Raw genomic sequence first — 18,967 nt, forward strand, 5'->3', positions numbered from 1 at the left:
CTAGAGTGTCTATGTGGTGATGTTAACATAATTGGTTATTCGAAAAAAAAGATAATAACACCGCAGAAATAACGAATCAGTACTATGGGAGATAAGGGGAGTTTAATTAAACGTACATCATTCATTGCTTTTGCTAGGGGGGAGCTTTTTGCAAACGACAGGAGTCATTATTTACAATAACTAGGCTATACCTTTCTCGATGATTATTAAACTGTCATTAACTCAGATAAAGATTAACTGTTAAGTATTAAGGGGTATTTTAAAATATAGCTTTATAAAACAGACGGATAGTGGGGTAGTAAGCATAGATGTTTTGATTTGTAACTGATACTATTATGGCTAATTAATACCTTTGAAACCGCTAAGTTATGTCAGACTCTCAAATAACCTTTCGTGCAATAGCGCCTATTTATTCACCTTTATGCTTACACATTGGTGTTGATCAATTTTCAAAACCCTTTGTCGAGTCATTACAGGCAATTAATGTAGATATAAACGTTGAGCAAGATAAAAACCCTCTTAAATGGCATGGTAAATTTTTGAATTTAAGTGGACAGGAAAACGAACAACGACAATATCAATCTACCGACAGAGACTCTAAAGATATTCGACTTATGTGTTGGGTACCTAATTCTAACGATAAGGAAAATACTCATGTTATGTTTCACGTATTTACCAATCATATTACAATTGTTGAAGTAGAGTTTACTGTTGATATATCTTCATTACGCACAACGACACAAACGACAAGTGAATTAGTGGCAGCAATTGAAGAAAAAGTACAGCAACTAGCTGAGGAACAGGTTGCACAATTTTATGATAGTTTCTGTCAAGATATACAGCACCTTAAGCCATTACTGTCTCATAATTATATCATTTCAAATAGTGACGACTCAATAAGTACTAATTGGGTAGCTAGAACAATGATTATTAATGATGATCATTTGCTTGATAAAGAGTTTCAGCACATTTTAACTGCATGGTTAAGAAAAACAGGTAGGCCAGAAGATGCGGCTGATATTATTGCAGCTAAAAAAAATCACTCTATGACCTGGTTAAATTACGTGGTCAAAGATGTTAAGTGTGTAGGGGAAGATCCATATATACAAGTTATGGTATTAGCTCAATATTATTATATTTCACAAGAGCATTGTAACAGTGCACTGCGTAGCGCTATTGAAATTGCATATGCCCCCAGACAAAAACAAAAAGTAGATAAAGTACTTGCCAATACCCGAACCGCTTGTCGTTTAAACAAAATAGCTTTTTATGAAAATATAAAGTTTCTCAGTCAACCCAATAGGGTTCTTTTGGAAGATATTTTAAATGGTTGGAAGTTTGAGCAGCTGGTTGAAAATTCTGAGAGAATGGTTGAAATCTGTAATGCTCGACTACAAGAGGAAGACAATAAAAAACGTGAACGAAGCACTGTAATGACCGATTTCTTACTTGTTACATTAAGTTTTTTTGCCGTCTTTGAATTATCGCTTTATTTGACTGAGTTTAGTCGAGAAATGATGAGCAGACCAGCACTTGACTATAACGATAATAAAAGTTCTTTTTTCTTAAGTATTATTGCTGAAATTGATGCTGATATTATGTTTTCTTTTGGTTTCGGGTTAACTCTATTGCTTATTATGGTTTACCGTTACATAAAACGAAACTGATTCTAACTAAAACGAAGTGCGTAAATGAAATCTTTAATATTCTTTTATATTCTCTTATATCCTGTCATTGGCTGGACTAAACCAATCTCGATAGCCACTTACCAATGGGCACCTTATATTAATGCTAAACACCAGCCTTTAGGTATAGCAGCCGAGCTGTTAGAGCAGATACTTTCACAAAATGATAAAATTATCTCTTGGCGATATCAAAATTATGATTTAGCTTTTGAACTTGTAAAAAGAGGTAAGCAACAATCAGCGTTTCCATATTTTAAAACTAAGGAACGAGAACAGCAGGTCTTATTTTCTCGAGCACTTTTTAGTGTTAAAAGTCATATTTATTATAACCGTCAACGTGAAAGTAAACTCGACTTAACTCAAATTAGTCGTCATAGTTTTGGTCGAGTCGTGGGTTATAGCTATGGTGAGGTCATTGATACATACCTTAAAGATGCGGAAACTTATGCAACGGAAAAAGATGCTTTAGAAAGTTTATTGAATAATGAAATTGATTTTCTTCCTATGACTAAGAGCGTAATGAATAACATGCTTAATAAAACATATAGAGATCAAGCATTACTCATTAAAAAGGTTAACGATATTGTAGGTTATGACTCGTTACATTTGATCGCACCAAAAACGGTTGAAGGAGAGAAATTCATTGCTAGTATTGATCAACTTATTGAACAAATAAAGAAAATTAAAAGCGTACAACCAAAAGCTATTGAGCGCTTTAAACTTAAAGATATTGCAAGATTAGTTACAGCAGAAGGGTATCCTGCAATTGTTGGGCAGACATCCCTTGAAGAGGCTGTTGATTATTATACTTTACCACAAGGCACTCGTGTTTTAGTACTGAATTGGAGTGATAAGATCCTTAGGCCTTCGCAAACAGATCGTTTATATAAGAGTATGATAGATCTTAGTTATGTCGTTGTCTTGAATGGCCCACATGTCGGTAAAGAACTTTATATTAAAAATATGCATTTAGAGATACAATAATGTCTATTTCATTAGGCTGGATAGGTTCGCTGCTCTATTTGATTGGCCATGCTTATATTTCAATGGTGAAAAGTTGGAGCCCCAAAATATACTACGCAAGTAATCTAATTGCAGCGCTTTCTTTAGTGATAAGTTCTCTTATTCTGTTCTCGTATCAAGCAGCAGTGATAAATAGTTTTTGGGCATTGATTTCAATATTATTATTGAAAAAAATTGATATATCTAAGGTTCCTGTCTCTAAAAGAAGCTTTTATATAGGAAGCGTAGCAATTATAGGGTGGTGTGCTTTTGTTGGTTATGACAGTGGTTGGAAGTCTACCAATTTTTATACTGTATTAGGTTGGTCGTCAAGTTACGCGTTCTGCTTATCATATTTCCTGTTTTGTAGTAAAAAAGTTACACACATTAAGTATTTATTAATTAATATTTATGCTGCTGGCGCGATTATGCCTATATTGTGGGTTCAACAAAACTGGCCTGTCTTTAGTCTTGAGGTTTGCTGGGTAGCCATTTCTGCATATGGCGTATATGCTAGAATGGATGAGGTTCATTTAATTGATTAATATGATTATAAACTTTTATATAAATTTGATTTCACTCTGAATTGATAGATAACCTCAAATCGGTATTATAAATAGCGCCCTAGCAGGTTTTTTTCTTACTTCTTCGTTAAATTCATAAACAATATAATGGCTATTATTAATGAATTTGCCTTGAATTAAGAAAAACTATCAAGCTTGTGAGTTACTATTAACACCAGTATAAAAATTTCAAATAATTAGCTTCTCTCTTAACCCGAGCGGAGATTAATTAGGCCAAACTTATTAAACGTGTCATTTTTTCGTTTTAATTTTTTACCAAGATATCTTTTCAAATCCCCAGCTGTTTTCTGCACGAACATAGGTACTAAACGCACCACCATCATCCCAAAACGAGCCAGCAAATCCAAAGCTCTTGAGGTTGTTGATATGCGCACTTATATAAGCTTCTCGACTAATTTGGTCACAGATATTATCAGGAGCGGAATAATCATATTTTGTGCTACCAAATTCATTCACCATCACAGGAATGTTGTGAATGTCTGACCAATTTTTTGCTTTTTGATACACCTTTGTTAACTCTTGATGATCTTGCGTTGTTCCCCCGGTTTCTAGTGCATTGTCCGGCAAAATCCCATGGGGAATAATGTTCAAACTAAAATGACTTTAGACATGCAAGAATTGCTTTGCTGAAAATAACAGCTATAAAACTTCAATGTTTAGTGGGGTAGAGGTAGCAAATACTGTATAATGCGCGACCTTATTTTGTGTCTCATTGTTATTAGTCGTCTTTTCTTTAGAAACTATTAGCATAACCTAGGAATATCTTTTTTGATCACTACATCGAATATCACAATGCAATTTGGCGCTGAGCCTTTATTTGAAAACATTTCTGCCAAATTTGGCAACGGTAACCGTTACGGATTGATCGGTGCTAACGGCTGTGGCAAATCTACATTCATGAAAATACTCAGCGGAGAGTTAGCTCCTAGCTCAGGAAATGTGTCGATTTCTGTGGGCAATAAAGTAGGTACTCTGAGTCAAGATCAATTCGCTTTTGAACAATACAGTGTTATTGATACTGTGATTATGGGTGATGTGGCGTTGTGGAAAGTAAAACAAGAAAGAGACAGCATATACGCACAAGCTGAAATGAGCGAAGCCGATGGTATGCGTGTTGGTGATTTGGAAAGTCAATTTGCTGAAATGGACGGTTATAGTGCCGAAAGTCGTGCGGGTGAAATATTATTAGAAGCAGGTATTGAAGAGTCATTGCATTACGGTTTAATGCAACAAGTTGCACCCGGTTGGAAGTTACGGGTATTACTAGCGCAAGCCTTGTTTGCTAATCCTGATATTTTATTGCTCGATGAACCGACCAATAACTTGGATATTCACACTATTAGTTGGTTAGAAGGTGAATTGAACAAACGTAAATGTACCATGATTATAATTTCTCATGACAGACATTTTCTTAATGCTGTATGTACACATATGGCTGATATTGATTACGGTGAGTTACGCATATACCCAGGAAATTATGAATTCTTCTTGGCGCAATCAGCGCTATTACGTGAGCAATTACTTGCGGGTAATGCAAAAAAATCAGCAGAAATTGAAGAGCTACAAGACTTCGTTAATCGTTTTGGTGCCAATGCTTCTAAGGCCAAACAAGCGAGCTCTCGCGCTAAAAAAATGGATAAAATCAAGCTTGATGATGTTAAGGCTTCAAGTCGCATTACGCCAAACATTGCTTTTGCGCCAGGTAAAAAAATGTACCGCCAAGCCTTAGAGCTTGAAAACTTAGGTCATGGCTTTGACAATGAAATGTTGTTTGATAAAGGTGATTTACTTTTAGAAGCAGGAAGTAAACTTGCTATTATTGGCGAGAATGGCGTAGGTAAAACCACATTTTTACGTTGTTTAATGAACGAATTAAAACAAGACTTAGGTGTCGTAAAGTGGTCTGACAATGCTACTCTAGGGTATTGCCCTCAAGACAGCAGTCACTTTTTCGACAATGACTTAACTTTGATGGACTGGATGTCTCAATGGCGCAGACCTTGCCATAATGACTTAATGGTACGAGGCATGTTAGGACGGTTGTTGTTTACCGAAGACGATGCCAACAAGAAAGCGCGCAATTGTTCGGGTGGTGAAAAAAACCGCTTGTTATTCGGTATGTTAATGATGCAAGACATCAACGTATTGATAATGGATGAGCCAACAAACCATATGGATATTGAAGCGATAGATGCGCTTAATAACGCACTGAAAGCGTTTGAAGGAACATTGATTTTTGTCAGTCACGATCGTGAGTTTGTCTCAAGCTTAGCAACACGTATTATCGATATTAAAGATAAAAAATTAGTTAACTTTCAAGGCTCGTTAGATGAATATTTAGCGAGTGAAATTAATCAGCAAAAAGTCGCGTAACGCCACTAAAAAACTAAGGCATGCTTATGATAAATAATGATATTCTTCGTCGAATTAGCAAAATATTTGCTTTTAATAATGAAAAACTTTTGACGATATTTTCTTTAAGTCAATGTGATATTACTGCTGAACAATTAGATTGTTTTTTTAAAGAAAAGAACGATCCACAGTATAAAGAATTATTAGATATTGAACTGGCAAGCTTTTTAAATGGATTAATCATTGAAAAAAGAGGGAAACAAGATGGCCCTCAACGACAACCAGAGCAAGTATTAAACAATAATATTGTCTTTAATAAACTTAAAATTGCGCTTGCGTTAAAAGCCGATGATGTGATTGCTATTCTCGACATGGCAAACCTTAACTTAGGTAAATATGAGTTAAGTGCGTTCTTTAGAAATATTAATCATAAACATTACCGTGAATGTAGTGACCAAGTATTGTCTACTTTCTTAAGTGGTTTGCAGATAAAATATCAAAGGTAATAGTTATGCCGTTTTCTAAGTTAGGGTTAACAGAGCCTGTTACCAAAGCAATTAATGAGCTGGGTTACACCGAGCCAACAGCCATTCAAAAACAAGCAATTCCGGTTGTTTTAACGGGGAAAGACTTAATTGCGGCAGCACAAACAGGTACAGGAAAAACGGCGAGCTTTGTTTTACCTACATTAGAATTACTTAATAATGGCCATAAACTACGTGGAAAACGTATTCAAGCACTTGTATTAACACCTACGCGTGAATTGGCTGTACAAGTTGAAGCAAGTATAGAAAAGTACAGTAAATATTTAAACTTAAGCTCAATGGCAATGTATGGTGGCGTAGACTCTGCACCACAAAAACAGGCGTTGATTTGGGGTGTTGATATTCTCGTTGCCACACCAGGTCGACTGTTAGATATGGCCCACCAACGAGCATTACATTTTGATGAATTAAAAGTATTGGTTTTGGATGAAGCAGACAGAATGCTTGATATGGGGTTTATTGATGACATCAATAAAATTATCGAACGTTTACCGAAACAGCGACAAAACTTATTGTTTTCTGCCACTATTTCAACTGATGTTCGCGCCTTAGCAAAAAGAACCATCAATAATGCTGTAGAAATCTCTATTTCACCTGACGAGTCTTCCAAGCCCAAAATTGATCAATGGTTAGTCACGGTTGATAAGAGCAATAAATCAGCTTTACTCAGCTTTTTAATTAAAGAACACCAATGGCAGCAGGCGCTTATTTTTATTGAGACAAAACATGGTGCAGCAAAATTAGTAAGTCAGTTAGAAAAACGTGGCATTAGTGCTGAATCGATACACGGAGGAAGAACTCAAGCCGTTCGTGAGCAAATATTAGCAGACTTTAAATCAGGTAAAATTACGATGTTAGTGTCAACGGGCATTGCGGCTCGTGGTATTGATATTGGTGAACTTGAGCGAGTGGTTAATTATGATTTACCCGCACAAGCAGATGAATATATACACCGTATTGGTCGTACTGGTAGAGCAGGAGCGACTGGCGAAGCCATCTCGTTAGTGTCAAAAGATAATTTTAGAGAACTTTGCGCCATAGAAAGTCGCTTAGGACATATCATTACAAGAAAAGAATTTGAGGATTTTCCCGTAAAAAAAATCGTGCCTGTTTCAATATTAAATTATGTGCCTAAGGGTAAAAAACAGTAATACTTTCTTTGGCATGTAGACTTCGTTCCTTAAAGTAAAGAACTCAGAACGAAGTCTTTAGTTAAACTATAGCGTTCAGCTTCAGGCTATTAGTTAACTTTATTGTATTTATCCAAGAAGCGTTGTGCGTTTCTTGAATAAATACAATTAACATTACACCCATAACTTCCATTTTTTCAGCGGCTTATTTGGTATTTATACGAGGCTGAGCTTATGTCATGAGTTGATCCCCATAAACAAGTGAAAACGCGGAATAAAGAGCAACTTGACGCTGTTCTTGAGATACGTTTAACAGCATTTACTTTTTGATGTCGTTCATTTATGTAGAATAACGACACATTAAACACTACACCTTAGTTAAATCATGATTAGCTCATACAAAATTCGTACTCGAAAGTTCACCTTGCACTAACATCATTTTTGACTTGATCACCTGAATTATCGTAAATAAATTATTTATCCTATACTTATCAAAAATCAATTTAGCATCACAAAATTAGATATGGGTAAATTAATGATTAAAGATAAGGTTTAGCAGTTTTGTTAATTACGCATACCTTTGTGAAAGTTATTCATGCTTTTAACCAACAATACAATAGAGCGATTTTTCATCTGATGAAGAAGATCGTTTTACTCTTTTTATTCATTATAACTTTGCCCGTGATTGCTCAACAAGACATTAAAACGTTGAAGTACTGTGTTGATCCTGATTGGATGCCATTTGAAGGAGTAGTTAATGGCAAACATACCGGAATTGCAAGTGACTACCTCGAACTCTTTTCGCAATCATTACCCTATAAATTTATTCTGGTATCAACAAACTCATGGAAAGAAAGCACAGACTTTCTTAAATCAGGTAAATGTGATTTAACCTTAATGCTCAATAGTTCCGCAGAAAGAGAAAAATACCTAACCTTTAGCTTACCTTATTTTTTTGGCCCTAATGTACTGGTGACTAAGGGCGGGATGCCATTTATACAAGATTTAACGGCGATTGGTGATATGACACTCGGCGTAGTGTCGGGATATCGATTACTTGAAGAGATCCCTATGTATTACCCTGAAATTAAGATAAAAGTCCTTAGTTCGGAGGAAGCTGGTTTACTTTCGGTAAATCAAGGTGATATAGATGCCTTTGTGGGGTCGTTATACTCGATTAATTTGAGTATTAATACATTAAATTTACAGTCTGTAAAAATTAATGGCTGGATTTCATTGCAAGATAAACTTCGAATTGGATTTACTAAGCCCAATGCACACTTAACCCCTATATTTAATAAAACTATCGAAAAAATTTCATCAAAACAACACAATGATATTTTAATGAGGTGGAGTGATGTCAGGGTTGTAAAACAGACAGATTATACTGTGCTGTATTATTTTATCAGTGGAATGAGTTTACTTTTCATTGTTTTCTTATGGCGTTATCTTGTTTCTATAAAAATATCTAATGCGCTAAAACATAAAAATAAAGAGTTAGAACAAATAAGAGAAGAGTTACTTTTTGTAAATAAGGAACTTGAATATTTATCATTCCATGACAACTTAACAAATTTATATAATCGTCATTATTTCATGTCGACTTTAAACGATCATTTAAATCAGTTGGCTAGGCAGGAGATTGATTCATGTATTCTAATGGTTGACCTTGATTTTTTTAAAAAAATAAATGATGAATTTGGCCATGCAGTAGGAGACAAAATATTACAGCAATTCTCAGCATTACTTTTAAATGCATTAAGGGCAGGTGATATAGCTGCTAGGTGGGGTGGGGAAGAGTTTGTAGTGCTCTTACCTGAAACTGATAATAACAGTTCTCTCACTTTAGCCAAAAGGTTGATTGAAGCTGTAGAACATCATTCGTTTGATTTAAATATTAACTTAACTATTAGTATTGGAGTATCTCAATTTAAAGATAACGATACTATTGAATCTTGGATTGAGCGTGCAGATACAGCACTTTATCAAGCTAAAAATGAAGGTCGAAACTGTATTAAAGAGTCTCTTTAAAAGCTTAATTTGTTCTAATGTCACTCTAAATGCTCACTTCTTTATGTAGATTAGTATAATTACCACCTATCGTAACATTCCTGTATAATCCTGAGCATTAAACAACAGTCTGCAAACACATTTAGTTTGCAATAAAGGCAGTTAAATCACAATTTTTGACGTTGCTCTTCTCTTTATTAGATATAAGCACCAGTATAGAATAAGAGCAAGTAGAGATACCTATGACCGTAGAACAATACATTCCTAGCGATAAGCTGCAAACACCTACAAAAAGCAGTAACTCAAACGAAAGCCAAACAACCACGTTAGACATCCCTTCTAAAATGATTGAAGAGCAACATAACGAAGTTGTTAACTCAGATAAAGAATCTACTCTTGTTTCTGAAAAAGCTGCAAAGGTGGGCTTCGTAAGTCTTGGCTGACCTGAAGTCTAAGATAAATCCAAGCTACAGCCCTTGTTCTATCAATACTTATATCAATCCAATCCACTTTTTAACTATCTAATTCCGAAAAATAACTCCGTTATTTTACAAATTTTTCTATTAATATTTAAAACACCTTGTTTACTTAAATACAATAACGTACATTTAAAGTGTACTTATTTGTTTTTTGGTAAATTAAATGTCAACTAAACTGAAATGGATAAATGATCAATTATCACAGTTTGAACTACTGCTAATGCCGTATTTAAACCAACACGATATATCACGCTCGCATGTGCAAAATTATGTGAAAAGTGGTTGGTTAGAAGTAGTTGCCAACGGTGTTTATAAAAAACCAAGTCAAAACATATCTTGGAGTTCAGCACTTTCTGCATTGCAATACCAGCATGGCAGTTCATTACATCTTTCAGGGCTTTCAAGTCTAGCGTATCAAGGACTATCTCATTACCTCACTATGGGTAATGAAACTGTTCAGCTTAATTCTATAAAAGCGATAAGATCACCTAAATGGTTATTTTCTCAACATTGGCAGATAGAATATAAGTGCTCTAAAGTATTAGACGAACTCCATGAAAATGATTTAATAGAGTTAACCGTTAATAACCAAACAATCAAGTCGAGCGTAATAGAATTAGCTGTTTTAGAAGTGTTAGAGAAAGTAACGGACGAAAGTAGTTTTATATTTGCTTCTGAATTGTTTCAAGGATTAACGTCGTTAAGACCTAGAAAACTTCAATCATTATTAGAAAGGTCATCTTCGGTAAAGGTGAAACGCCTTTTCTTGTTTCTAGCACATTATAATCAACATCCTTGGCTTAAACGGTTAGATGAGAGCAAATTAGATCTTGGCTCTGGTAACCGTCAAGTAGTGAAGGGCGGTTATGTCGATAGGCAGTATAAGATAACCGTGCCATTGAAGTTTAAAGATATGGAGTTAGAAAATGGATAAAAATAGTCATTATTACAAACAAGTCCAATTGTTAATCTCTGTATTGCCTTATGTTGCTGAGGAAAAATGTTTCGCCCTAAAAGGTGGCACTGCAATTAATTTATTCATACAAGACTTTCCTAGGTTGTCAGTTGATATTGATTTGGCCTACATGTTACTAGAGCAAAGAGATGAAGCTATAGTTAATGTTCGAGGAGCATTAAACCGTATCGCTAAACAGATTAGTAGTTCAGGGATAGCAAAAGCAGAGTTGCAACTTAATAGACCTGATGAAATGCGTATCATTGTGACAGGACAGCAAGCACAAATAAAAGTTGAAGTTTCACCAGTAATGAGAGGCACTTTAAAGCCAGCAATTGAAATGGATCTTATTGAGTCAGTAGAAGATGAGTTTGGCTATGCTAGCATTGACGTGGTTTCATTAGCTGATTTATATGGCGGTAAAATTTGTGCTGCACTTGATAGACAGCATCCAAGAGATCTTTTTGACATTAAATTACTCCTTGAGCAACAAGGTTTGTCTGTAGGCATTGATAGAGCTATTTTTGATGGTTTTATTGCATATTTGTTAAGTCACCCAAGGCCTATTGCTGAAGTGATGTCTCCTCGACTTAAAGATATCAAAAACTCATTTATTCATGAGTTCAATGGGATGACAACACAAGCTGTAACAGTTGATGAGCTTATTGAGATACCAAATAAATTAATAGCTGCGTTAAAAACTCACTTTACTGAACGAGATTTTGATTTTTTGCTGTCGTTTAAATCAGGAAAGCCTAATTGGGAACTTGCACCTGATAGTAATATTGCTAATTTACCCGCGGTGAAATGGAAATTAATTAACATTAATAAAATGAGCATGGATAAAAAATCGCAAGCAGTAGATAAACTAACTCATGTGCTAACGCAGTGGCTGTAAGCGCATGGATGAAAGAGAGCAGATAGTTCATCAGTTAACTGAAATAGATACAAAACTATCGCGGTTAAAAGCTGAGCAAGAAAGTTTACTTATAGCGCGAAAAAAACTATTACAACTTGATGATCAACTCCTCGCTAATAACTTTAACCAATATGCGCCAGTAGAAGATAAAATCGAACTGTTTTTATCTTATTTTAAAGGGAGGCCAGATATCTACCCTTTTAGATGGGAGTCTAAAAATGGTCGCAGTGGTTATTCACCTGCTTGTTGAAATGAGTGGCAGCCTAAGGTTTGTAATAAGCCAAAAATAAGTTGTACCGAATGTAATAATCAAAACTTTAAAGTTCTTGATGAGAATGCGATATTTGAGCATTTAAAGGGGATTAAAACTTTAGGGGTATATCCGCTATTAACCGATAACACAACCTACTTATTAGCTGCTGACTTTGACAAGACAGATTGGTTTGAATCGATAACAGCATTTGCTAGTAGTTGTGAAATATTAAATATTCCTTATATTCTTGAGCGATCCCGTAGTGGTAATGGTGGCCATATATGGGTGTTTTTCTCTCATCCCGTTCAAGCAAGTGATGCTAGAAAACTCGGTAATGCCTTATTAAATAAAACGATGGAGCTTTATCCATCTCTTTCCTTTGATTGTTTCGATAGATTATTTCCTAACCAAGATATTATGCCAGAAGGGGGCTTTGGTAATTTGATCGCCTTACCTTTGCAATTTTCACCTAGGCAATTGGGTAATAGCATATTTATAGATAAAGAAGGACTTCCTTTTAATGACCAATGGGCAAAGTTAGCGTCCATTGAGAAACTGTCTCCGTCGCGACTTAGTCAGCACCTTACCGAATTAGTTGATATCTCAAGTACTAACGACGAAACTTCCTCAGATGATTGTAAAAATAAACCTTGGCAGCGTAGTGCAATATCAAAGAGTGGCCAGAGAGAAGTTATTAAAGTAGACAATTGCCCTGAGAAAATATCACTCGTTTTAGCAAATCAAGTTTACATTCCAATTTCAAATTTGCCAGGGAAAATCACGTCAAGTTTAAAGCGATGTGCAGTGTTTGCTAATCCAGAGTTTTTCAAACGACAAGCATTAAGGTTTTCAACTATCGGCACTAGTCGATATATTTGTGCGGCTCATATAGAAGATAACTATTTGATCTTACCTAGAGGTTGTTTACCTGACATTGAAAATATTTTGTCTCAACAAAACATTTCCATTGAGCATGATGATAAACGCTTTGAGGGAGAGCTATTAAGTAAAATAAAATTTAGCGGCAAACTGAAAAGCCAGCAAACAAAAGCTGTGAATGCATTGCTTGAAAAAGATAATGGGGTTTTTGTTGCGTCAACGGGATTTGGTAAAACAGTAACAGGATTAGCGCTAATAGCTAAACGAAAAACTAATACGCTCATTTTAGTACATAATCGACAACTAGCTGAGCAATGACTTGAACGTATAAAAGTGTTCTTAACCAATGTAGAAGTTGGTAGTTTATTAGGCGGTAAAGATAAACTGAGTTACCAAGTTGATGTTGCTACTTATCAAAGTTTAGTGAGTAGGAATGGTTTAGATATTAAACCTGCCATTGAAAAATATGGGCAAATTATCATTGATGAGTGCCATCATTTACCCGCCTCAAATTATGAGACATTGGTAAAATCGGCTAATGCTCGTTATATTCACGGATTAACTGCAACACCTAAACGTCAAGATGGGTTAGAGAAGTTAATGCATTTTCAATTAGGTGGTGTTGTGTTTAAGGCAACTGCATCAACTCATAAATTTGAGCAACATGTGAAAGTGATTAATACCAGAATTAGCTTTCCTAAGTCGTGGGATGATCCTGAGCAGAAACCTCATATCTCTGAAGTTTATCAATATTTAATGCTGAATCAACAACGGAATCAGCTCATCATAAAAGCGGTTATTGAATCGGTAAAAAATAAACGGATAGTTATGGTATTAACTGAACGTAAAGAGCATATAACAATACTCGCTGAAATGCTGACAAGTGAGGGTGTTAATGTCATTGAGTTACATGGCTCTATTTCAGCTAAACAAAGACAACAACGCATAGAAAAGTTACAACACCATGATCCTAATGCTGACACATTAGAAAATGATAGTAATAATCAATTTGTAATATTAGCAACGGGTAAATATGTTGGTGAAGGCTTTGACTTACCTTATCTAGATACTTTGTTTATTACACTGCCGATAGCATGGAAGGGCATTTTGGCTCAATATGCTGGTCGAATACAGCGAGAGTGGAGCACAAAGAAAGTTATTCAAGTTTACGACTTTGTTGATGATTACATAACACTTAAGCGTATGTGGGCAAAGCGCGAAAAAGGCTATAAGGCGCTTGGTTATACTTTTGATGAGCAAAGAAGCTTAGAGCTTAATTAAAAAATATCGATTGATTTCCTCAAAACCTACTTTGCTGTATAATCCTGCGCATTAAACAGCTGCCTTAGCGCTTATTCCAAGTAAAGACTGAGTTTGCGATAAAGGCAGTTAAATCACCACTTATGACGCTTTAACCTCATGGTTTGAGCCAGTTAAAGCAGCAGAGCGCAATATGACCGTAGAACAATTCGACCCAAGCACTAGTAATTCAGCCCAAAGCCAAACAACCACGTTAGACATTCCATCTAAAATGATTGAAGAGCAACATAACGAAGTTGTTAACTCAGATAAAGAATCTACTCTTGTTTCTGAAAAAGCTGCAAAGGTGGGCTTCGTAAGTCTTGGCTGTCCAAAAAACTTAGTGGATTCTGAGCGTATTCTTACTCAACTTCGTACCGAAGGTTATGATGTAGTTAACTCATATGATGATGCAGAGATGGTTATTGTTAATACTTGTGGTTTTATTGACTCTGCCGTTCAAGAGTCTTTAGATACTATTGGTGAAGCACTTAGCGAGAATGGCAAAGTGTTAGTTACAGGTTGTTTAGGCGCTAAAAAAGATGAAATTATTGAGCTTCATCCTAATGTATTAGGGGTAACAGGGCCACACGCTTATGATGAAGTGTTAGCACAAGTCCATGAACATGTGGCGAAACCTGAACATAATCCGTTGATTGATTTAGTACCTGATCACGGCGTTAAACTTACGCCTAAACATTACGCTTATTTAAAAATATCAGAAGGGTGTAATCACCGTTGTACATTCTGCATTATTCCATCAATGCGTGGCGATTTAGACTCACGCCCTGTAGGCGATGTCATTGGTGAGGCAAAACGTTTAGTCAATGCTGGCGTAAAAGAGCTTTTGGTTATTTCCCAAGACACATCGGCTTATGGCGTTGATGTTAAGCACAAGCTTGATTTTTACGAAGGTATGCCTGTTAAAACACATATGCAGCAGCTTTGTGAAGAATTAGGTAAGCAAGGCGTTTGGGTGCGTTTACACTATGTTTATCCTTATCCGCATGTAGATAAAATTATTCCACTCATGGCAGAAGGCAAAATATTGCCTTATTTAGATATTCCATTTCAACATGCTAACAAGCGTATTTTAAAACTAATGAAGCGCCCTGGTAGCTCTGAGCGGGTTTTAGAGCGTATTGCTAAGTGGCGAGAAGTTTGTCCTGAATTAGTGATTCGCTCAACATTTATCGTTGGTTTCCCTGGTGAAACAGAAGAAGAGTTTCAAGAATTATTGGATTTCTTAGTAGAAGCGCAACTAGATCGCGTTGGTTGTTTTAAATACTCGCCTGTTGAAGGGGCTACAGCTAATGATTTGCCTGATCATGTTTCTGATGAAGTAATGGAAAAACGATTACAGCGCTTTATGGAAGTACAAGCGAAAATAAGCGCTGATAAGCTACAAGCACGTATTGGACAAGAATACTTAATTCTTGTCGATGAAGTTAATGATCTTGGCATTGTCGGGCGCTCTTACATGGATGCCCCCGAAGTCGATGGCAAAGTGTATTTGTCTGATGATTTTGATGCGAAACCAGGTGACCAATTATGGGTACAAATAATTCATGCCGATGAGCATGATGTTTGGGGTGTTCGCGTAGAAGATTAAGAGAAGGCTGTTTTTTTAATCAAATAAAAGGTTGTTAACCCAATAAAAATTGGCGTGCATCAAATAATGTACGCCAATCTATTTTTATAAAGCTTAAAGATTTAAAGAGCGGTAGTTAATATTTCTCGACTAATTTCTAAAGTAATATCACCATGTTCACCTAAGCTTGTCATGCCATGGTTTGCCAGTCTATCAATGAGTAAATCAATATCACTTTCACTTAAATCAACATCAGATAAACGTGTCGGTACTTGCATTTGAATAAAGAACTGTTCAGTTAATTTAATGGCTTGGTTAATACGTTCATCTTCGTTACCAGAATTAATTTGCCAAACACGAGCAGCGTATTGTAATAACTTCTCTCGTTTTTGCTCTTTACGTACTTTCATAACTGCAGGTAAAACAATAGACAACGTACGTGCATGATCAATGTTAAATTCGCCTGTCAGTTCATGGCCAATCATATGTGTCGACCAATCTTGAGGAACCCCTGAACCAATAAGCCCGTTTAATGCCATGGTTGCAGACCACATAATGTTTGCTCTAATGTCTAAATCTTCTTTAGTTTCGGCTTGTAAAGCTTTTGGACCTTCTTCAATTAGGGTTTGCAATAAACCTTCACTGAAGCGATCTTGTACTTTACCGTTCACATCATAGGTTAGATATTGTTCCATTATATGAACAAAAGCATCAACAACACCGTTACTAATTTGTCTATCAGACAGGGAAAGCGTGACACTAGGGTCTAAAACAGCAAATAATGGTCTTACTAAAGGGCTAGAAAAAGGTAATTTATTACCATCGCGAGTGACAACAGAGTTACCATTACTTTCTGAGCCTGTGGCAGGTAACGTTAATACTGCACTTAAAGGTAACGCTTTGCTAACCGCTTCTTGTTTAGCTAAGATATTCCAAGGATCATCGCCTTGATAAAGAGCTGCTGCGGCGATAAATTTAGCGCCATCTACTACCGAGCCTCCACCTACGGCTAAAATATAATCAATACTTTCATTTTTGATAATCTCTTGTGCTTTCATTAACGTACTATAGGTTGGGTTTGGTTCAATACCAGAAAACTCAAACCAAATATGCTCGTTTAATGCTTCTGATACTTGCTCATAAACTCCATTTTTTTTAATTGAACCACCCCCATAAACCACTAACACTTTTGCATTTGAAGGGATTTCTGTCTTGATAACTTGAATTTGCTCACTGCCAAAATGAATGTGAGTGCTATTTTGAAAGTTGAAATTTAACATGCTATTTCCTTGTTTCGTGTATACGATATATATACTTTATTAAGATGACAATTGTGTTAATAATTTTTGCGCAGTTAACTCTGAGCTTGCAGGATTTTGACCAGTAATTACTAAACCATCTTGAACTGCAAATGCATGCCAGTCTTCTGCTTTTTGATAATCAGCGCCGCGCTTAGCCAGTTCATCTTCAAGTAAAAAAGGTACAACGTTTGTTAATTGCACCGCTTCTTCTTCTGTGTTTGAAAACCCCGTTATTGCTTTACCATTAATAATATAGTCACCTGAAGATGATTTTATATTTAGTAATGCTGCACTTGCATGGCACACCGCCGCAACAGCTTTACCAGAGTTGAGAAAAGCTTCAATCAGTGCAATTGATGTTTTATTCTCGGTTAAATCCCATAAAGGGCCATGACCGCCCGGGTAAAATACGCCGTCAAAATCAGACGCGTTAACAGCGGAAATTTTTTGTGTATTGGCAATTTTATCTTGTGCAATGTTATCAGTTTCAAATCTATCCGTTGCAGGGGTTTTAAAATCGTCAAGTTGACTACTCGGATCAATAGGCGCTTGACCACCTAACGGGCTCGCAAGGGTAACTTCAACACCAGCATCGATAAATGTGTAGTATGGCGATGCAAACTCTTCAACCCAAAAGCCTGTTTTATTACCTGTGTTTCCTAGTTCACTGTGTGATGTTAATACCATTAATACTTTTTTAGTCATGAGTTACTGTCCTAATAATGAAATCTGGCTACAGTATAGAGCGAGATTTTTAACTGAACAATGCAGATGTTTTAGATAACTTTGTATTAATTATTGATACAATAGTTGGATGCTTATAAATAAATAGAGGCGTTTATGGAAGTATCTTTTGAACAACTTAAAAGTATGGTGGTGTTTGCTCAGGTAATAGAACAAGGCAGTTTAAGTGCAGCAGCCAAGCATATAGGTTTATCTAGAGCAGTAGTAAGCTACCATTTAAAGAAGCTCGAAGCGCAACTTGAAGTAAAATTACTTAATCGTTCGACACGTTCAATTAAGTTAACTGAAGCAGGCTTAGCCTATTATGAGCGTTGTCGAGTCATTGCTGAACAAGCGAGTGCTGCAAACCAACAAATTGAAAACTTTAAAAATGAACCCGTCGGTTTATTGAAAATTACGTGCCCAGTTAATATAGGTTTGCAAACAGTGATTCCTGCATTGAATGACTTTAAAAGAACGTACCCGAAAATTGAACTTGATGTCATGCTCACGGATGAAGTGGTTAACATTATGAAAGAAGGTATAGATTTAGCTATTAGAGGAGCTCCGCTGCCTGATTCTGGTTTACAAGCCATTAAATTAGCGACATTAAAAACGTGTATTTGTGCATCGCCTGAATACTTTAAGCGCTATGGTCGGCCAAGTACGCCAGCGCAATTGAGTCGACATGAATGGGTGAATTATAAATTAACCTCAGGAGCCATTTCGCTAGATAAAGCAGGGCGTTCATATAGCGTAGAAACGAAAGGCAGTATAAGCACTAATAATGCGGCAGCACGAACCTCCTTTGTTGAAGCCGGTCATGGTTTAGGTCGCATTCCTTTGTATGACGCGTGGCCAAAAATACAAGCAGGGCTTCTTGAAACGGTACTTGATGATTACACGTTGACAGATATTAATGTTTTTGGTGTTTTTCCACCGGGTGCTGCAAGTTCAAAAAAACTCCGTTTATTATTAGATTATCTAAAAGAGTACTTTGCGAGTCGCAGTAAATTAAATAACCATTAAAATGTTAAGAGACAATACGATTGTTACAGTTAATTTATTTATAATTAAATAATAACCATAGGAAAAAAGACATAAATGTTCTAAGTTTAAGTAATAAGTAGTGGGAGTTTAATTATGATAACTACACAGATTAAATAATTTTTTGAGAGAGAGTATGGACTTCCCAGATTTCACTAGACAGTTTCTAACTCAGAAAAATACGCTTCCTCAAATTTAGCAGGTGAAACACCG

16 protein-coding genes and 1 pseudogene are annotated in these 18,967 nt (G+C 36.0%); 14 read left to right on the forward strand and 3 right to left on the reverse strand.

The features are described 5' to 3' along the window. Nucleotides 1-368: 368 nt before the first annotated feature. The 3 genes from D1094_RS11005 to D1094_RS11015 are packed head-to-tail and all read left to right on the forward strand — an operon-like array spanning nucleotide 369 to nucleotide 3,232. Nucleotides 369-1,667, forward strand: coding sequence for a hypothetical protein (locus D1094_RS11005; protein ID WP_118960148.1), 1,299 nt, complete (start codon nucleotides 369-371; stop codon nucleotides 1,665-1,667). A 24-nt stretch (nucleotides 1,668-1,691) separates the two neighbouring features. Next, nucleotides 1,692-2,669 carry an ABC transporter substrate-binding protein gene (locus D1094_RS11010; RefSeq protein WP_118960149.1) on the forward strand — a complete coding sequence of 326 codons (978 nt, stop codon included), beginning with the start codon at nucleotides 1,692-1,694 and terminating at the stop codon, nucleotides 2,667-2,669. Further along, nucleotides 2,669-3,232: a hypothetical protein gene (locus D1094_RS11015; protein ID WP_118960150.1), complete on the forward strand. Its 564-nt coding sequence runs from the start codon at nucleotides 2,669-2,671 to the stop codon at nucleotides 3,230-3,232. Before D1094_RS11010 ends, D1094_RS11015 begins: the two co-directional genes overlap by 1 nt. A 291-nt stretch (nucleotides 3,233-3,523) precedes the next feature. Here D1094_RS11015 and D1094_RS11020 read toward each other — a convergent pair whose 3' ends face one another. Further along, nucleotides 3,524-3,862 carry a hypothetical protein gene (locus D1094_RS11020; RefSeq protein WP_118960151.1) on the reverse strand — a complete coding sequence of 113 codons (339 nt, stop codon included), beginning with the start codon at nucleotides 3,860-3,862 and terminating at the stop codon, nucleotides 3,524-3,526. Nucleotides 3,863-4,039: 177 nt separating this feature from the next. On the opposite strand from D1094_RS11020, the gene D1094_RS11025 reads away from it, so the two are divergent. The 10 genes and pseudogenes from D1094_RS11025 to rimO all read left to right on the forward strand — a co-directional run bounded on the left by D1094_RS11025 (nucleotide 4,040) and on the right by rimO (nucleotide 15,704). Continuing rightward, nucleotides 4,040-5,644 carry an ABC-F family ATPase gene (locus D1094_RS11025; RefSeq protein WP_118960152.1) on the forward strand — a complete coding sequence of 535 codons (1,605 nt, stop codon included), beginning with the start codon at nucleotides 4,040-4,042 and terminating at the stop codon, nucleotides 5,642-5,644. A gap of 26 nt (nucleotides 5,645-5,670) precedes the next feature. Continuing rightward, the gene (locus D1094_RS11030; RefSeq protein WP_118960153.1) at nucleotides 5,671-6,129 is read left to right on the forward strand and encodes a DUF1456 family protein; all 459 of its coding nucleotides are present in this window, start codon (nucleotides 5,671-5,673) and stop codon (nucleotides 6,127-6,129) included. A gap of 5 nt (nucleotides 6,130-6,134) precedes the next feature. Next, nucleotides 6,135-7,319: a DEAD/DEAH box helicase gene (locus D1094_RS11035; RefSeq protein ID WP_118960154.1), complete on the forward strand. Its 1,185-nt coding sequence runs from the start codon at nucleotides 6,135-6,137 to the stop codon at nucleotides 7,317-7,319. 615 nt (nucleotides 7,320-7,934) lie between these two features. Next, complete coding sequence (locus D1094_RS11040) at nucleotides 7,935-9,329, forward strand: diguanylate cyclase (RefSeq protein WP_147361075.1); 1,395 nt, start codon at nucleotides 7,935-7,937, stop codon at nucleotides 9,327-9,329. 221 nt (nucleotides 9,330-9,550) lie between these two features. Then, nucleotides 9,551-9,751, forward strand: a complete 201-nt coding sequence (locus D1094_RS11045) for a hypothetical protein (RefSeq protein ID WP_118960156.1) — start codon at nucleotides 9,551-9,553, stop codon at nucleotides 9,749-9,751. Between the two features lie 199 nt (nucleotides 9,752-9,950). Continuing rightward, nucleotides 9,951-10,721: a type IV toxin-antitoxin system AbiEi family antitoxin gene (locus tag D1094_RS11050; RefSeq protein WP_118960157.1), complete on the forward strand. Its 771-nt coding sequence runs from the start codon at nucleotides 9,951-9,953 to the stop codon at nucleotides 10,719-10,721. Next, a complete protein-coding gene (locus D1094_RS11055; RefSeq protein WP_118960158.1) occupies nucleotides 10,714-11,640 on the forward strand; it encodes a nucleotidyl transferase AbiEii/AbiGii toxin family protein in 927 nt (308 codons plus the stop codon). The genes D1094_RS11050 and D1094_RS11055 overlap by 8 nt, the downstream gene beginning before the upstream one ends. Nucleotides 11,641-11,644: 4 nt before the next feature. Next, nucleotides 11,645-13,360 (forward strand): annotated as a pseudogene (locus D1094_RS19085) (TOTE conflict system archaeo-eukaryotic primase domain-containing protein); the annotation flags it as partial. A 189-nt stretch (nucleotides 13,361-13,549) separates the two neighbouring features. Next, the gene (locus D1094_RS18920; protein ID WP_259337914.1) at nucleotides 13,550-14,074 is read left to right on the forward strand and encodes a DEAD/DEAH box helicase; all 525 of its coding nucleotides are present in this window, start codon (nucleotides 13,550-13,552) and stop codon (nucleotides 14,072-14,074) included. Between the two features lie 172 nt (nucleotides 14,075-14,246). Then, nucleotides 14,247-15,704 carry a 30S ribosomal protein S12 methylthiotransferase RimO gene (rimO, locus tag D1094_RS11065; RefSeq protein ID WP_118960159.1) on the forward strand — a complete coding sequence of 486 codons (1,458 nt, stop codon included), beginning with the start codon at nucleotides 14,247-14,249 and terminating at the stop codon, nucleotides 15,702-15,704. 101 nt (nucleotides 15,705-15,805) lie between these two features. Here rimO and D1094_RS11070 read toward each other — a convergent pair whose 3' ends face one another. Both D1094_RS11070 and D1094_RS11075 read right to left on the reverse strand, forming a co-directional pair. Further along, the gene (locus D1094_RS11070; RefSeq protein WP_118960160.1) at nucleotides 15,806-16,963 is read right to left on the reverse strand and encodes an iron-containing alcohol dehydrogenase; all 1,158 of its coding nucleotides are present in this window, start codon (nucleotides 16,961-16,963) and stop codon (nucleotides 15,806-15,808) included. 39 nt (nucleotides 16,964-17,002) lie between these two features. After that, nucleotides 17,003-17,689, reverse strand: coding sequence for a type 1 glutamine amidotransferase domain-containing protein (locus D1094_RS11075; RefSeq protein WP_118960161.1), 687 nt, complete (start codon nucleotides 17,687-17,689; stop codon nucleotides 17,003-17,005). Between the two features lie 135 nt (nucleotides 17,690-17,824). Between D1094_RS11075 and D1094_RS11080 the strand changes: the two genes are divergently transcribed. Further along, a complete protein-coding gene (locus D1094_RS11080; RefSeq protein ID WP_118960162.1) occupies nucleotides 17,825-18,736 on the forward strand; it encodes a LysR family transcriptional regulator in 912 nt (303 codons plus the stop codon). The last annotated feature ends 231 nt before the right edge of the window (nucleotides 18,737-18,967 follow it).

The sequence above is a fragment of the Colwellia sp. RSH04 genome, from assembly GCF_003545765.1.
Classification (GTDB): Bacteria; Pseudomonadota; Gammaproteobacteria; order Enterobacterales; family Alteromonadaceae; genus Colwellia.

What these genes read in the sequence shown, in the direction of transcription:
- D1094_RS11005 (WP_118960148.1), top strand. Translation starts at nt 369, where the DNA reads ATGTCAGACTCTCAAATAACCTTTCGTGCAATAGCGCCTATTTATTCA.
- D1094_RS11010 (WP_118960149.1), top strand. Translation starts at nt 1,692, where the DNA reads ATGAAATCTTTAATATTCTTTTATATTCTCTTATATCCTGTCATTGGC.
- D1094_RS11015 (WP_118960150.1), top strand. Translation starts at nt 2,669, where the DNA reads ATGTCTATTTCATTAGGCTGGATAGGTTCGCTGCTCTATTTGATTGGC.
- D1094_RS11030 (WP_118960153.1), top strand. Translation starts at nt 5,671, where the DNA reads ATGATAAATAATGATATTCTTCGTCGAATTAGCAAAATATTTGCTTTT.
- D1094_RS11035 (WP_118960154.1), top strand. Translation starts at nt 6,135, where the DNA reads ATGCCGTTTTCTAAGTTAGGGTTAACAGAGCCTGTTACCAAAGCAATT.
- D1094_RS11040 (WP_147361075.1), top strand. Translation starts at nt 7,935, where the DNA reads ATGAAGAAGATCGTTTTACTCTTTTTATTCATTATAACTTTGCCCGTG.
- D1094_RS11045 (WP_118960156.1), top strand. Translation starts at nt 9,551, where the DNA reads ATGACCGTAGAACAATACATTCCTAGCGATAAGCTGCAAACACCTACA.
- D1094_RS11050 (WP_118960157.1), top strand. Translation starts at nt 9,951, where the DNA reads ATGTCAACTAAACTGAAATGGATAAATGATCAATTATCACAGTTTGAA.
- D1094_RS11055 (WP_118960158.1), top strand. Translation starts at nt 10,714, where the DNA reads ATGGATAAAAATAGTCATTATTACAAACAAGTCCAATTGTTAATCTCT.
- D1094_RS18920 (WP_259337914.1), top strand. Translation starts at nt 13,550, where the DNA reads ATGCTGAATCAACAACGGAATCAGCTCATCATAAAAGCGGTTATTGAA.
- rimO (WP_118960159.1), top strand. Translation starts at nt 14,247, where the DNA reads ATGACCGTAGAACAATTCGACCCAAGCACTAGTAATTCAGCCCAAAGC.
- D1094_RS11070 (WP_118960160.1), bottom strand. Translation starts at nt 16,963, where the DNA reads ATGTTAAATTTCAACTTTCAAAATAGCACTCACATTCATTTTGGCAGT.
- D1094_RS11075 (WP_118960161.1), bottom strand. Translation starts at nt 17,689, where the DNA reads ATGACTAAAAAAGTATTAATGGTATTAACATCACACAGTGAACTAGGA.
- D1094_RS11080 (WP_118960162.1), top strand. Translation starts at nt 17,825, where the DNA reads ATGGAAGTATCTTTTGAACAACTTAAAAGTATGGTGGTGTTTGCTCAG.